Origin of the sequence: Streptomyces sp. NPDC021356 (genome assembly GCF_040641015.1) — a bacterium.
GTDB lineage: Bacteria > Actinomycetota > Actinomycetes > Streptomycetales > Streptomycetaceae > Streptomyces.
In genome coordinates this window covers 23,189-37,858 of record NZ_JBFACU010000032.1, presented here as the reverse complement: position 1 = coordinate 37,858, position 14,670 = coordinate 23,189, and the positions used below count along the sequence as shown (strand labels likewise).

The 14,670-nt window shown below is 70.6% G+C and carries 11 protein-coding genes; 6 read left to right on the top strand and 5 right to left on the bottom strand.

What is annotated here, in order from left to right; all coding sequences use genetic code 11:
• Window positions 1–13: 13 nt before the first annotated feature.
• Window positions 14–2,920, bottom strand: coding sequence for a hypothetical protein (locus AB0G56_RS32480; protein ID WP_360976544.1), 2,907 nt, complete (start codon window positions 2,918–2,920; stop codon window positions 14–16).
• Between the two features lie 433 nt (window positions 2,921–3,353).
• Window positions 3,354–3,857: a PASTA domain-containing protein gene (locus AB0G56_RS32475; protein ID WP_360976541.1), complete on the bottom strand. Its 504-nt coding sequence runs from the start codon at window positions 3,855–3,857 to the stop codon at window positions 3,354–3,356.
• Window positions 3,858–4,722: 865 nt separating this feature from the next.
• Here AB0G56_RS32475 and AB0G56_RS32470 point away from each other — a divergent pair.
• A complete protein-coding gene (locus tag AB0G56_RS32470; protein ID WP_360976538.1) occupies window positions 4,723–6,279 on the top strand; it encodes an alpha/beta fold hydrolase in 1,557 nt (518 codons plus the stop codon).
• Window positions 6,280–6,712: 433 nt separating this feature from the next.
• The gene (locus tag AB0G56_RS32465) at window positions 6,713–7,936 is read left to right on the top strand and encodes a hypothetical protein (protein WP_360976535.1); all 1,224 of its coding nucleotides are present in this window, start codon (window positions 6,713–6,715) and stop codon (window positions 7,934–7,936) included.
• Here the strand turns inward: AB0G56_RS32465 and AB0G56_RS32460 are convergent.
• From AB0G56_RS32460 to AB0G56_RS32450, 3 genes are all read right to left on the bottom strand, one after another.
• Complete coding sequence (locus AB0G56_RS32460) at window positions 7,920–9,677, bottom strand: asparagine synthase-related protein (RefSeq protein ID WP_360976532.1); 1,758 nt, start codon at window positions 9,675–9,677, stop codon at window positions 7,920–7,922. The genes AB0G56_RS32465 and AB0G56_RS32460 overlap by 17 nt on opposite strands.
• Before the next feature lie 61 nt (window positions 9,678–9,738).
• A complete protein-coding gene (locus tag AB0G56_RS32455; RefSeq protein ID WP_360976529.1) occupies window positions 9,739–10,362 on the bottom strand; it encodes a lasso peptide biosynthesis B2 protein in 624 nt (207 codons plus the stop codon).
• Window positions 10,363–11,071: 709 nt separating this feature from the next.
• Window positions 11,072–11,875: an IclR family transcriptional regulator gene (locus AB0G56_RS32450; RefSeq protein ID WP_360976526.1), complete on the bottom strand. Its 804-nt coding sequence runs from the start codon at window positions 11,873–11,875 to the stop codon at window positions 11,072–11,074.
• A 189-nt stretch (window positions 11,876–12,064) separates the two neighbouring features.
• Between AB0G56_RS32450 and AB0G56_RS32445 the strand changes: the two genes are divergently transcribed.
• The 4 genes from AB0G56_RS32445 (at window position 12,065) to AB0G56_RS32430 (ending at window position 14,250) form a co-directional block, all read left to right on the top strand.
• On the top strand, window positions 12,065–13,024 hold the full coding sequence (locus AB0G56_RS32445) for an amidohydrolase family protein (protein WP_360976523.1): 960 nt from the start codon (window positions 12,065–12,067) through the stop codon (window positions 13,022–13,024).
• Window positions 13,025–13,035: 11 nt separating this feature from the next.
• Window positions 13,036–13,392 carry a hypothetical protein gene (locus AB0G56_RS32440; RefSeq protein WP_360976521.1) on the top strand — a complete coding sequence of 119 codons (357 nt, stop codon included), beginning with the start codon at window positions 13,036–13,038 and terminating at the stop codon, window positions 13,390–13,392.
• A gap of 85 nt (window positions 13,393–13,477) precedes the next feature.
• Window positions 13,478–13,819 (top strand): hypothetical protein, encoded by a 342-nt coding sequence (locus tag AB0G56_RS32435; RefSeq protein WP_360976518.1) that lies wholly within the window; start codon window positions 13,478–13,480, stop codon window positions 13,817–13,819.
• Between the two features lie 41 nt (window positions 13,820–13,860).
• Window positions 13,861–14,250: a hypothetical protein gene (locus AB0G56_RS32430; RefSeq protein ID WP_360976516.1), complete on the top strand. Its 390-nt coding sequence runs from the start codon at window positions 13,861–13,863 to the stop codon at window positions 14,248–14,250.
• Window positions 14,251–14,670: the final 420 nt, after the last annotated feature.

Below are 14,670 nucleotides of genomic sequence, written 5' to 3'. Positions count from 1 at the left end.
TCTCCCGCCGGACTCACCTGGCGTAGGCCTCGCAGTAGGCGCGCCAGTGCGGTTCCCTGGGCATGCAGAGGGCGAAGGAGGGGTCGCCGGGCGAGCCGGAGAAGGTCCGCTCGAAGGGGATCGAGACGGACTTGCTGAAGAAGGCGATGCGCACGCTGACGGTGAGGTTGCCGCTGCCGCGGATCACCGACTGGTTGCCGTGCTTCTCGTAGCCGAGTTCCACGTAGAAGTCGACGGACACCGTCACGATGCCCAGCACGGAGAGGAAGCCGTTGAACCGTAGGTAGCCGCTCAACTGGACGTCCCGGGGGCCGGCGATCTTGAAGCGGATGCCCACCATGATGGTCACACCCCCGGCCGCGACGCCGACGTCGACAGCCGCGCTGCCGCCGAACTCTATGGAGCCCTCGACCTCCTGCAGGCCCTTCTCGACGTCGACCAGCATGGAGAAGTAGCCGCCCCCGCCGAAGAGGGAGACGGTGACATCGAAGGGGTGCTGCTGCTCGGAGACCGAGAAGCGGAAGGAGACCGGGGAGGAGTCGAAGGGGATCGTCAGTTCGGCCGACAGGGTGAGGTTCGTCAGGGTGAGGACGCCCAGGGCGATGGAGGGGAGGGCGAGTTTGTAGCCGGCGACGATACCGGCGGGCTGGACGTCGACGTAGGCCCCGGGACCGATGACGTCCGAGGGCAGGGCGCTGCGGAGGGTGTTGACGAACTCCAGGTCGTGATCGAACGTCACTGCCAGTCCGGAGGCCGTGACGTCGGGCTTCTTGCCCGGGCCGGTGCGGAACCTCAGGTCGGCGATGTCCACCCGGATGTCGCCGAAGTTCAGGGCGAAGCCCGTCAGTTCGCCCGCCACGGTGGTGTTGTCCACGGCGTCCTTCGAGCGGGTGGTCCTGGCGTCCAGCGTGAGCGTGGTACCGGTCGCGACGAAGAAACGTGTCGGGTCGTCCGCCGCCGGAGGGGAAGCCGGGTCCGTCAACCTGGTCTTCCACACGTAGCGCAGTTCCTTGCCCTGCCCGTCCGCCAGGTCGCGGATGCGCAGTACCGGCGCCGGCAGCGTCCGTTGCGAGTCCTTCAGGATGGCTTCGATCTGGTCGTCGCCCAGCTGCCGGAGCTGTCCGAGGTCCTCCTTGACGATGTCGCTCACGACCTCGGCAAGGTCGATCAGACCGAGCAGTTTGGCCCCGCCGAAGGCCGTCTGTATGAGCTTGCGCGCATCGGTGGCGGAGTCGCCCGCCGCGAAGACGTCCGGGACGACCCCTGCCTGGCTGGTGATGACTTGGAGCGCGGCCTGGGGACTGGCGAGACCGCCGGCCTTCTCCGCCCCCAAAGTGAGGGGGAGGGGGTCCGTGAGCCTCAGATAGGCCCCGGCGGGGTGGCTGTCCATGCTCTGCTGGAGGTAGGTGGGGTCGAACGTCACCGCGAGGGCTTCGGCCTTGGGCAGGAACTGCTCGACCGCGGGCACCCGGACCTTCCCGGCGGACACGTAAGGCAGGCCCACCTCGGGGTGCGCATGGTCGTCCATCGTCCCGAGTCCGAAGGTCAGGGTCTCGACCGCGTGGGCGGTGCTGCCGGGCGCCTCGGCCGGAGGCTGTGCCATGGCCATCGTCTGACCGTGCAACTCACGCGTGTGGCGGTCGGGGACACCACTGTGCTTGTCCGGCTCTTGGTAGACAGCCGTGAAGTTCCCGTCGGGGTCGGGGAGCCCGTCGGGCACGAACACCAGGGGCATGGTGAAGCTGACCTTCCGGCCTTCGCAGTCCGTCCCGATCAGGGTGAACTCGTGGTCGACTTCGGTGTTCTGGAGGACCACCCAGAAGGCGGTGAAGTCCTTGAGCGGCCTGGCCGGGCCGTCCACCTCCTGCGACACCGGATCCGGCGGTCTGATGGGCGGGGTGGCACGGTCCGTGATCCGCAGCGTGCGGAAGGGCATCTCGCGGCCTTGGTGCGTGTAGCCGGTCTGCCCGTACTGGACCTCCGGCTGCTTGACGATGATGTGGTCCTCACGCCGCAGGAAGGCGACGATGCCGTCGTTCGGGTGGGCGGCGAACACCCGCCTGAACTCCTTGACGTGCGAGGACTCGTGACCGGTGCTCAAACGGCCGTGCCGCACCACACGTACGTACTGGTCGCGCCCCAGACCCGTGATGTGGTCGTACGCTTCCAGCCCCCTGCTCGCGGGCAGCGGTGGCCAGGCGCCGTGCAGATGGGCCGAGGAGCCCAGGGGGGTGACGATGAACTGCTCCGAACGCAACGGCGCGCTGGGGATGTCGGCGGGCAGGCCACCCGGGACGACCTGTTCGTTCCGGCTGGTGAGTGTGACGATGTCCGCCAGGTCCTCGACCGCGAGCGGGCTGCCGGCGGGCAGGTCGCCCCGGTCCCCGACCGCCGCGAAGGCCCGGAGCAGCACGTCGCCTTCCTGTGTGCCGTGCAGCCGGGCGTGCCACAGGGCGGTGCGCCCGCCCACCTGCTGGGGAGCGGTCCGGCCCACCCAGTCGACCGGTTCGTCGTAGGTGATCAGCAGCCGGGTGGGGAACTCGATGACGCTCCTCGGGAGGCCCTGGAAGAGGGCCGTTCCCGTCGTGTCCGGTTTCGTCGAACCGACCGGTACGGTCATCGGCACCAGGCGCGACCAGTCGAGCAGCGAGTCCAGCGACAGCTCCAGGTCCTCCAGGGTGGCCGGCACCGAGAAGGACAGCGTGCTCGCCCCGGCGGTCACGGCGGACACGGTGCCGGTGGCGGGCAACTGCTCCGAGGCCTGCTCCAGCACGTGCTGGGGCGGCAGCGTGACGACCACGAGCGTCGGAGCCGCCGGGTTCGTCCGCACCAGACGGTGGCCGTCGAAGCGCAGATTGACCAGGGATATGTCGAGGACGAGCATGTCCGACGGCCGCACCACGCGGAACGGGCCCTCCACGAGGTCATCGTCCTGCGGGCAGGAGTCGGCAGGACTGTCGGGGCGGGGGCCGTCGGGCGGATCGGACGGACGGCACCCGCCGGGGGCCCCGCGCCCGCCGAAGTCACCATCGTGATCGTCACCGGGACCACCGAAGTGGCCGTCGCCAGGATGGTGTCGCAGGTCTTTCCACAGCCCCGGGGAGCCAGGGCGGGCGATGTCGAATGACATGGGAAACGCCTCATCCGAGGTTCTGAGCGTCGTGACGTGACATGAAGCCACCGACCTCTTCTCCATGTTCACTCTTATGGCGGTACCCCGCTACCGGGCGCGGCGCGCCCTTCACTGGCCGCGCGGCAGCCATTTCGTATACGCGTCAACCGAATTGGCGCCGCGGTGGTGGCCCCGGCAGAGCGTGCTCGACGGCATGGCCACGCGTGCCCAGGAGTTCTGGTCACTGAGGGGGAACGCTGGGGAACGCCACCCTCACCGCCGTTCCTCTGGGCACCGTCGTTCCCTTCGGCGGGTCCTGACGGGAAATGGCGGCCGGAGCCGCCGATGGCCCTGACTCCGGTGCCAGCTCGAGCCTGAGCGTGGTCGTGCCCAGTTTCGCGGCGGCCTCGTCCATGGTGCAGTGGATCAGGTCGGGCACCGCTTCCTGACCACCGAACGCGGCGCTGAGCACGTCCCTGCGGGCATCGGCGGCGACCTTGCCCGAGAAGTAGAAGGCGACCGTCGACCCGACAGCCGCGGCGAGCGCCCCGATCAGCGTGCTCCGGAGGTTGGTGTCACGCACCGCGAAGGCCACCGCGCAGAACGCCACGAGGCCGGTGACGAGTGCCAGGGCGATCCAGCTGCGGACGATGCTGCCGTCCGAGGACGCCGAACGGCTCGGAACGAAGCGCCGGGCGGCGACCAGGACGATCCCGATGGCCACGACAGCCACCAGGAGGATCACCAGGAGTACCTGGACGTGTCCCCATGAGATTTCCGCCGGAACATCCGTCTGTGGCTCGAGAAATCCCATTCCGCGGGCCCCTCGCTACTCACCGCCTCCCTGCCGCACCCTGATGGTCACGGGACCGGGCGGGCGGGACCACCGGCCGGTGACGAGCCGGGCCCCGCAGTCCTCCCCGTTTCCGAGTCTCGCCCCCGCTCCGCGCAGGACGCAAACGCGGCGACTCGGGTCCTACCGGCCGCAGACCGCGCTGCTCGAGGTGCCCGCGACCGATGGCGCGGCGATCAAGGGCTGCTGTTCCGCGGAGTTGCACGGCCCGGTGGCACCGACTGAGACTGGTGACGAGCCACGACAAGCGTCCCGGCGAGGACCGTACGGGGGCGGGCGCCGCCGCAGGCGACGAAGGCGCCGCTGGAGCGCGGCCGGCTGCGGCAGTCGCGGCCGCACGCCCTCGACGCGCCGGCCGAGGCGTTCGTACGCGAAGGCAAGCCGGCGCCCGACCTGGAGGCGGCAGGGGAGAGTTCGCGCGCTGAGCCGTCGCGGGAGAGCGCGCACCGGGTCGCCGTGTCCGCGCACCCGGCGGAGGCAATGCCGGCGAGGCGGGCCGTCACCACCGCTCGCTCCGGCGGCTGCCGCGGCAGGAGTTGGGTGTCAGCGGTCTCCTCGTCTCGCACCGCTGCGCGCCAGTTGCGGGGTGGCGGACAACCCGGAAGGAGGTGACACCGGACCGTACTTCGGGCTGACGGCACGTCAGTAGGCTCGACGTGCCGTAACGGAAGGCCGAAGACCCACTCGGCCGGCATCGTCGTCGACCACCCGGACGCTCGCCTCCGGACGTCGCCGGACGGTGATCCGGGAGGACCGCATGACACCGACCCAGAAACTTCCGATCGTCTACGTGCGGGGATACGCCGGCGGCACCGCCGGCATCGACAAGGCGGTGACGGACCCCTTCTACGGCTTCAACCTGGGCTCCACGCACATCCGCATCGGCCCGGACGACGAGCCGTGCTTCTACCAGTTCGAGAGCCCCCTGCTGCGCCTGCACCTGGACGAGGGCTACCAGATCCTCGTCGACGGCGGACAGGAGCTCTACCTCGCCACCCACGACACCATCCCGCCGGACAGCATCTGGATCCACCGGTTCTACGACACCTCCGCGACCAGCTGGGGCGGCCCTGCGCACGAGTTCCGGATGGAGACGGCCGCGCAGGACCTGCGGAAGCTGATCGAGACGATCAGGGACAAGTCCAAGGCACCCCGCGTCCACCTGGTGGCCCACTCCATGGGGGGCCTGGTGTGCCGTTGCCTCATCCAGAAGGTACTTCCGGACCTCGGCCTCGATCCGGCCGACTACGTCGACAAGCTCTTCACCTACGGTACGCCGCACGGCGGCATCGCCTTCGACGTCGGCCTTGGCGTGCTGGAGAAGCTGCGCGACGTCACCGGCATCGACGGCGCGGAGATCTTCGGCCCGGAGCGGATGTACGCGTACCTGACCCCGAAGACGCTGACCGACCCGGATGGTCCTCCGGCGAAGTGGGACAGCCGCGGGATTCCCGACGACGGGCCGTCCGCCTTTCCCCACGCCCGCGTCTTCTGCCTGGTCGGCACCGACCCGACCGACTACGACGTGGCGCACGGCCTCTCGGCCGCCACGGTCGGGCCGCGCAGCGACGGTCTGGTGCAGATCGACAACGCGTACGTTCCCGGCGCCCACCAAGCCTACGTGCACCGTAGCCACAGCGGGAGCTACGGCCTCGTCAACTCCGAGGAGGGGTACCAGAACCTGCGCCGCTTCCTGTTCGGGGACCGCGAGGTGGAGGCGGCGCTCGTCGGGGTCCACCTCGCACAGCCGGCCGACACGACCTGGCAGGCCGAGGTCCGGCTGTCGGTGCGCGGCCTTCAGATCGTCACGCACGAACGCACGAGCGCCCACTGGTGCCCCGTCCAACTGGGTGACGGCGCGGAGGGCGCCGCCGACACGCCCCCGGACGCCGGGGCGGGCACCACCGCGGCGGACGGGGTGACCGTCCCGCTGGTGAACACCTTCCTGTGCAGCGGCCTCAGGGCGGACGACTCCGGCGCCATGCGGTACGCACTGCACCTGCGGATCCTGTCGCTGCACCGGTGCGACGGGGTGCTGAGCTTCCGGGACCACCTGGAACAGTCCGCCGACTTCGACGACACCCTGGTCGTCGACGTCGGCGCGGGCCCGGCCGACGGCGTGCCCGCGCTCTCGGCCACCTGGAACTCGGCCATCAACGGTCCGATCAGCGGCTACCGGCCCGAAGGCAGCGTCCTCGACGACGAGGACCACGCCCCCGGCGTCTGGGTGAACCACATCCGGCTGCCCGCCACCGCCGCCCCGATCCTCGGGGAGGACGCGCGGATCCGGCTCACCGTGACCCCCTGGGACTGACCGGACCAGCGCGAGTGCGCCTACGACCTGCCGGAGGCCGGGTGACCCTCGCGGACGGCGACGCGTGCCGCACGACCCACCCGACGGTCACCAGCGACACGACACCCCGCTCGTCGGAGGGCGGGGCACAGGGGGCACGGAGGCACCGCCCACATGCCTCCGGACGTGGGAATTCCCGGCGCACCGGCGCGGCCGTCGACGGCCGGAGCGGAAAGGTGGTGTGCTGGTCACCGCACGAGATCGTTTGACCGGGCGCGCGCTCGGCGGGCATCCGACGGCGCGGAGCCGGTCCGCACCGTCGGCACGGTCGGAACCCCGCGGACGGCCGGTGGCCTCAGGAGGTGATCAAGTGAGGGCTGCCCCCAGGTCTCCGTCCCGCTCGCACCTGAAAGTGCGACGGCCCCCACCGCGGACCCCGCGGTCCCACGTGGCCATGGCAGTGATCCTGCTGGTCCTCCTCGTGACGACACTGATGATGGGGTGGTTCGGCCTCGAGGACTTCGTCCATGCCCTGACCTTCCCCGGGCGTCTCACGGGTGCCGTCCTCATCGCGGTCGCCTTCACCGCGCTCCTGGGCTCCGCCGCCGTCGTGGACCACTGGTTGTGGCGCAGCTTCCCCTACTCCGGCATGGTCGCGCTGATCGGCGCGTTCGCGGCCCTGCTGACCAACGCCTTGCTCGTGGTGGAGACGAGGAGCGGCGACTCCGTGGCGTACCTCGTGCTGTTCGGCGCGCTCACGGCGGGTTCGGCCTGGGCTGTCTTCGCGGTGTGGCGGACAGCGGTCATGATTCCCGCTCCGAAGCGCGTGGCCGCGGCGCTCATCGTCTCCTCGGCCATCGCGATCGCCAATTTCGGCTACCAGAACCTTTACCAGCCCTACCAGCGCGAGACCAGGCCTCTCGTCAGAATGGCCCTGGGAGATCCCGTGCTGAACCAGGACCGGAAAGAATTCGCCGTACCGGTCGACATCACGTTGGAGAACCGCGGCGACGTCGGTTTCTACGTGCTCGGCACGGAATTCCACGCCATGGCGGAACGGGTGCCGTTGAGCCCGAAGGACCGGCTCCGCCGGCAATGGCGATCCGACGCGGAACAGTGGAGCAGATCCCAGGAAGTGAACCCGCTCTCCCGCAGGGAGATCCATCAGCCCGGCGAAATGGTGGAGGCGCGACCCTGGATGCCCTACGGACAGTGGATCGAGTCGAGCGACACGTTCGCGACCCGAGTGGTGGTGCAACTGCCTCTCGACACCCCGTACGACCAGCTGGCGTTCTACGCCACCGCCAGCCTCGCACGCAAGGACCGGCTCGGTCTGGAGCCACCGCTCCAGTTCAAGGCGTACTCCTGGAGCGGGAAGGAGGTCCCCACATGGGTGAAGGAGCAGCAGAAGAGCGGCCTCGACTCCATCATCTACCGCGCCAGGGTGCACGAGAACAATGCGATCGACGAGCGCACGAGAGACCCCCGGTACGTGACGGTCTACTGGAGGTTCGGCACGCACGGCGCGAGTGTGGCGACGATCGTCTCGCGAAGAGGCGAGGAAGACCATATTCCCACCGGAGCGGAGGAGCGCGAGCTGGTGAGCCGCTACGGGCTCGTCGATGTCCTCACCGGCCCGATGGAACGCTCGCTGTGGGACATCAAGAGCCGGCGCTGACCGGCCTGGCCGCGCCGCACGCGCCGCCGCGCCCCTCCAGTCGCTCCAGCCACGCCACCAGCGCCAGCGAACTGTTCACCCGGTCCCAGGAGTACGAGTCCCCGAGGCCGAACTGAGCCTCCCGCACCGCCCGGCACAGCAACGGGACGTCGAACATCTCCGCCACCAGCGGATGCCGGGCGGAGCGGCACAGGTCGATGAGTTCACCACCGTGGGCCCGCAGACCGCGGACATAGAGATCGTTGAAGGGAACCTTGACCGTCCTGCGGCGGATCCGCGCCGGCAGCAGGTCTGCCATGGCCTCACGCAGAACCGCCTTCGGACGCCCCGGATCGAACAGGGCTCCGGCGGGAAGGCGGCGCATCGTGGAGATGACCTCCGGGTCGAGGAAGGGGTGCGAGAGGAAGAACCCGTCCTCTCGCGCGCGCTGCCAGGACAGCAGGTCCGGAGCGGCGAGGTAGTTGGCCGCCTCGTACAGCGACTGCTCCGGCCTGCGCCCGTACACGAAGCGGCTCTCCGCGATGCTGGCCTCCCGGTAGCCGTGCGCTCGCGCGAATGCGGCTCGCAGCCATCGGGGACGGTTGAAGGTACCGAGGCCGCCGAGCACTGTTCCGCCGCGGCCGAGCGCCCCCATCCGTTCGGCCGCCAGTGGGAGAGCCGGCTGTACGACGTAGGCGTGGACGACCTCCCGCAGCCCCCGCTCGCCGCCCTCGGCCCAGGCGCGTGCCTGCTTGGCCAGCTCCCGGAACCGTCCCGTGCGGGCGAGACCGTGCAGGTGGAACGGGTTGGCGTCCACGACCGGGTCCGCCCCGCAACCGGTCAGGACGGTGTCACAGCCCAGTTCCGCGGCAGCGGCGTGGAGCCTGGTCCAGAACGGGGCGCGGAAGGCGTGCGCATGAGGCTCGTCGGCGTCTCCCGCGTGCTGCTCGAAGTCGTCGAAGTCGGCGAGATCGTCCGCGTCGACGATCACCGGGCGGGCCGCGGGGGCGAGACGGCGGACCCCCGCCATCGCCACGTCGAGGTACGGCTGCTCCGCGGCCAGCTCTCCGCCGGTGAAACGACCGGCGAGCAGGAAGAGGTTCCCGGAACCGTCCCGGTCCCCGGCCAGCAGACGAGCCGCGAGCAGCGCGACGCTGGTGGAGTCGAGGCCGCCGGAGACATGGCATGCCGTCATGGTGCCGATACGGCGCCCAACGGCCCCCTCCAGTGCCACGCGCAGATCCTTCGCGGCCCCACGGCCGCGGGAACCGTCCGCTGTCGGCACGGACGGGTCGTGGGCCTGACGGGCGCCTCGCGGCACCCGGCTGCGCACCCGCCCGTTGACCGAAAGTTCCAGCACCTCACCGCCGAGGACGCGGTGCACCCCGGCGAAGGGTGTGAGGTCCGAGTGCGGTTGCGCCATGTTTCCGGTGAGGTACCGGCAGAAGTAGCGAGGTTCGAGCGCTGTGCCGCTGCCCAGGCAGCGGGCGGAAGTGCTCACGGCGCTCACGCGGCCACCGGACTCTCTGAAGAACAGCGGAACACGTGCCTGCTCGTCCCGTGTCACGAGGACGCGGTCGCGGTACACCAGGACGGCCGCGTAGTCGCCGGCCGGCAGCGGCGCGGCGGCTCCCCGCCGGCCCAGGACGTCCAGGAGACCGCGGGCACCGGCCACCCGGTCCCGGGCCGAGCCGACCGAGCCGACGACGGCCGCGGTGCCGGCCCGCGAGGAGACCGTCGTCACGAGTCCCTGACGTTCCATCGCCCCGGCGGTCCAGAGCCTCGGCGCACCTTCGGCCCACTCGAGGCGGAGCGCCTCCACGTCACGGTCCTCCGGTGCCGATCGACAGCACGGGGGTGAACGCGTGCCCGCGCGGATCGGCGTCGGGGATGCACAGGCCTCCGGAAGCCGCCCACGCGTGCATGGCGAAGGGGTGTTCGCGCACACCGACGTGGAGAACGGCCTCCAGGCCGCGTCGCCGTAGCAGGACGAAGGCCGTCACGGCCTCGGACTTGCAGTCGCCGTTGACGAAGCAGCTTCTCCGGCTCCGCGACTGCACTGCTCGTTTCAGCCGCCCCACCTGCTCCGCCGAGGGTCTGTCCGCACGGACGTAATCCGGGGCGGCCACGGACAGCAGCCGCAGCACCCGTCCGAATCCCATGGTCCGGATCAGCAGGTGCGCGCCGTGCAGCCAGAGTCCGATGCCGGCTTCCGTGTGCTCCCGCCGGCGGTCCGCCGCGCAGCCGGCCCGGACGAGTCCGGTGACGACCTCGGTGCGTTCCTCGGAGTTCCCCCCAGCCACCACGCGGACGTCCGTCGACGTCATCCCTAGAAAGCGTGTCCGCTTCCAGTCCGCGATCAGTGCTCCGCCGGAGAGCGGGGTGACACGGCAATGCGGTGCCAGGATCTCCGCCAAGGCGGCCAGGGCATCGGCCTCGTCTGCCACCGCGCATCCTCCCGGGTCCGGTCAGGAACGGTGTCAGGACTGGTATCCGTGACCGTCGTAGAATCCGCCGCTGAAGCCCCGGATCAGGCGGCTGTCACCGAGAAGAACGAGTCGGCGCGGCTTGCGGATCCGCAGCAGTCGGAGAAACATGGCCTACCTCCGAAATCGGGCAGGATCTGTCAACTCCAGGCTACCCGGACCCGGATGCTCCGCAACCGGGCCGCGAGTCCTGCCCCGACGACCCGACCCGGACACATCGGCAACGAACCCCGACGACTCACCCGGAGCCCGCTTCGCCCCCCGGCCTCACACCTGGCAGAGGCCGCCACGAGCCGGATCACCCGACGTGACGAAGCACTACCAGGCGCTCGCGGCCCGACGATCGACCTCGGCCACCGGCATCTGATCACCTCTGCCACCGGCACCTGACACCTCGGCCACCGGCATTCGATCAATGGAGCGGCGTCTCGTGCATGACGTCCGCCCCGGCGGAGAACAGCACCCACAGCGGTGCGCCGAAGGGCAGTTGCTCGAACACGCACGCCGCGGGCTCGGCGAGGGCGTCCGTCCTGCCGGCGGACTGCGGGACGCGGTGGAGGGGGGCAGGACTCGCCGAGGGAGAACTGCGGTGCCGGGCCGATCGGTTGGAGTCGCCACTCGAAAAGCTCCTGGCCCACGGTCAGCCGGGCCCTGTCGGCACAGCGCGCCGTCACCCCTGAGGGACCGCCCGGCCGCTGTCCTCGGCGAGTCGGCGGGAGATCGCCCGCGCCGTCGCCCGTACGGCCGGGCCGTAGCCCGGAGCCCCCGGACCCGTGTCCGGTGCGACGACCGACAGGGCCGCCACCACCTCCGCGCCGTCCCGTACCGGCGCGGCCACCGTGGTCACCCGCCAGGGACGGTTCTGGCGTCCTACGGCGTGCTCGCCGCGCCGTACCTCCGCGAGCACACGGCGCAGGTCGTCGGGGGTACGGATGTCGTCGTCGCCGTGCCCCGGCGCGTACGCGGCGACGGCCTCCTCCTGGACGGCCCCCGGTGCGAAGGCGAGCAGCACCAGGCCGACCCCGGTCGAGGCCAGTGGAAGGCGGCCGCCCACGCGGTAACGCACCGGGGTCGCGTCACGCGCCGACAGCCGTTCGACGAGCAGCGCCTCGCCCTCGTCCCGCACGGCGAGCAGAACGTGCCGGCGGGTGACGTGGAAGAGATCCTCCATGTACGGCATCGCCACCGCCCGCAGCCCATGACCGCGCGGCGCCAGGGACGCGGTCTCCAGCAGCCGCAGCCCGACGACGTAGCGGCCGTCGGCCAGGCGTTCCAGCGCGCCCACGCCCATCAGCGACCGGGCGAGCCGCAGCGCACTGCTGCGGGGGGTGCCGCTGCGCCGGGCGAGTTCGGCGAGCGTCTGCGCGCGGTGGTCGCCGTCGAAGGAGGCGAGCAGGGCGAACGCCCGGTCGATCACCGGCTGCCCCTCGGGCGGCCTGCCCCCGCCTCTGCGCCGCGGACCGCCCTCGGACATCGCCGTTCCCCTCGCTGTTTCCTCCTGGTGTTCCATTCAACGGAATCACCCCTGCCAATGTACGGGCCCTCTTCCTACGGTGGCGATCACAGGCACCCGGGACCAGCCTCGTCAGCACGCCGGCGCACGACCTCGCAGGCACCCCGGAGCACACGACCTCGCAGGCACCCCAGAGCAATGGAGACCCGTATGACCCCGACCGGACTCGTCGACGTCCACGCCCACTTCGTCACCGGCGGCTATGTGACCGCGGCCCGGTCCGCCGGCATCGAACATCCCGACGGCATGCCCGGCTGGCCCACCTGGAGCGCCGAACACCACCTTGACCTGATGGAACGCTCGGGGATCGAGAAGTCCTACCTGTCGATCTCGTCCCCCGGGGTGCACTTCGGCGACGACGGCGCGGCCCGCGGGCTGGCCCGCGAGGTCAACGAGTTCGGCGCCCGAGTCCGCGCCGAGCACCCGCGGCGCTTCGGCCACTTCGCCTCCCTGCCCCTGCCCGACGTCGAGGGCGCGCTCGCGGAGGCCGCTCACGCACTCGACGTCCTGGGCGCGGACGGCGTCACGGTGGAGAGCAACCATCACGGCGTCTACCTCGGCGATCCGCGCCTCGAACCGCTCTGGGAGGACCTGGACCGGCGCGCCGCCGTCGTCTTCGTCCACCCCACCTCGCCGCCGCACGCCGACGACCTCGGCCTCGGCCGTCCCCGGCCGATGCTGGAGTTCCTCTTCGACACCGCCCGCACCGCCGGCGACCTCCTCTTCCGCGGCGTCCTCGCCCGCCGGCCGCGCATCCGCTGGATCCTCACCCACGGCGGGGGAGCGCTGCCGCTGCTCGCCGATCGGATGGAGCTGTTCCGCACCCACTTCGGCAGCGGCCCGGCGGACGCGCCGAGCGCCGTCGAACAGCTCGGCCGGCTCTGGTACGACATGGCCGGTACGCCCTTCCCCCGCCAGATCCCGGCCTTCGCCGCCGCCTTCGGCACCGAACGCCTCCTCTACGGCAGCGACTACTGCTGGACGCCCGTCGAAGCCGTCTTCGCGCAGGTCGCCACCGTCGACTCCGCGCCCGGACCGTCCGACGCCGCCACCTGGCGCGACCTCACCACCCGCAACGCGCACCGCCTCTTCACCGCGGACACACGGTGACCGCGTGAGCGGTGCCGAACACCGCCACCCCCGAGCAGGCCGCCGCGACCGTGCGCGAACGGGTCGCTGCGGGCGCCGACTTCGTCAAGTCCGCCGCGATGACCAAGGAGCGCTTGAGCGCTTCTTCGACCACATTCCTGTGCGCGCGTATCGGGTCGTCCGATCTGCTCGGTGACCTGTCGACCAATCACCTGGCAATCACCTGGCAATCACCTGGCAATCACCTGGGAAGACGAATCCTCCCCGTATTGATCTCACAGCTCCTGAGCCGCGCTGTGGCCGACCGCGGTGTTCGCTGGATCGGCGGCCGTTTCACAGGGCACGCGCTGTCCGGTTTCTGGCTTCTGACGTCAAGGTTCCGCCCCTAGTGTCGTCGCCGTCATCCCTGGAGCCGCGTCGAAAGGGTAAGAAGTGAGAACTTCTCGAGAGCTGGGGCGCGCCGCCTGCGCTGTCATGGCGCTTGGCGCCGCGGTTTCGCTGGGTACCGGGTTCGCCTCCGCAGCACCCGCCACCACCGCCACTACCACCACCGCGAGCTGCACCTACCCGTACGTGTGTATCCAGCGCGTGTCTGACGGGGCCATCATCGGCCGCTTCCAGGACGTCACCTCAACCTGGCAATCGCTGCCGTCCAAACCGAGCAACGTCAGGGTCATCAACACCCGCCACGACGACGTCGCCTACATTCGCGAGGCTGGTGGATCGGTGGACTGCGTCGCTCCGAACAGCACCCTTGGCATCATGGGCTATGTCCTGACAGGTATCCGCATCTCTTCGTCCGCTACCTGCGCGTGAGCCACGTCATCGCCGACCGGACCCCCCGCCAAGGAGGAGACATGAAGAGATCACGGCAGGCCGTCAAGCGAGTTGCGGGGGCCGCGGCAGTGGCCACCGGGCTCCTCGCCACCTCCGTGGGAGCAGCGGTCGCCGCCCCCACGACTGCGGCCGCCCAGGCCACGGCGAGCTGTGCATACCCCTACGTCTGCCTGTTCAAGAACGGCGTCAGGATCGGTCAGTTCCAGGACGTCACCCCGGGCTACCAGTCCCTGCCGTCCAGGCCCACCGGCACGAACAGCGCACCCATCACCGTCACCAACACCCGTCACGACGACGTCGCCTACATCCGGTACTCCACCGGCTCGACCTCGTGCATCCCTCCGTTGCAGAGCAGCGCCTTCACCGGAACGCTGACGGGTATCCGCATCTCCTCCTCCTCGACCTGCTGAGCTGTGGCAGCGAAGTGAGCCGTGACACCGCCGCCGTACGTCCACGGGCCCGCTGCGCAGCGAGGCCCGTGAACGGCCGGCCCCTTTCCACGGCGCCCCGGACCCCTGCCTACTCCGGGCAGGCCGGCATGCGCAGGCCGGGCACGCCAGGTCGGTGAGGCTCCCCGACCGCCAGGCACAGGACGAGGCCGGCTCCCAGGCGGGGCCCGCCTTGCCACCCGTCCTGGGGGCCTGCGCGCGGTGAGCGGTCGGCCGCGGGTGGTGCGGGTGCCACCTCGGCGGCTCTTCCCACCACCGCTCGTCGCCTGACGTCGTCGCACTGTTCGCGCACGTGACCGCGGTCGTCCCTGGCCCTTGTGGGCTGCTCCACGCTGGTCAGGACACCCGGTCCACGACCGACTGCCCGGCCACGGAGGCGGT

Bases quoted from the DNA above. Each gene is read 5' to 3' on its own strand.
- AB0G56_RS32470 (WP_360976538.1), top strand. From the start codon at position 4,723: ATGACACCGACCCAGAAACTTCCGATCGTCTACGTGCGGGGATACGCC.
- AB0G56_RS32465 (WP_360976535.1), top strand. From the start codon at position 6,713: ATGGCAGTGATCCTGCTGGTCCTCCTCGTGACGACACTGATGATGGGG.
- AB0G56_RS32460 (WP_360976532.1), bottom strand. From the start codon at position 9,677: ATGGAACGTCAGGGACTCGTGACGACGGTCTCCTCGCGGGCCGGCACC.
- AB0G56_RS32450 (WP_360976526.1), bottom strand. From the start codon at position 11,875: ATGTCCGAGGGCGGTCCGCGGCGCAGAGGCGGGGGCAGGCCGCCCGAG.
- AB0G56_RS32445 (WP_360976523.1), top strand. From the start codon at position 12,065: ATGACCCCGACCGGACTCGTCGACGTCCACGCCCACTTCGTCACCGGC.
- AB0G56_RS32435 (WP_360976518.1), top strand. From the start codon at position 13,478: ATGGCGCTTGGCGCCGCGGTTTCGCTGGGTACCGGGTTCGCCTCCGCA.
- AB0G56_RS32430 (WP_360976516.1), top strand. From the start codon at position 13,861: ATGAAGAGATCACGGCAGGCCGTCAAGCGAGTTGCGGGGGCCGCGGCA.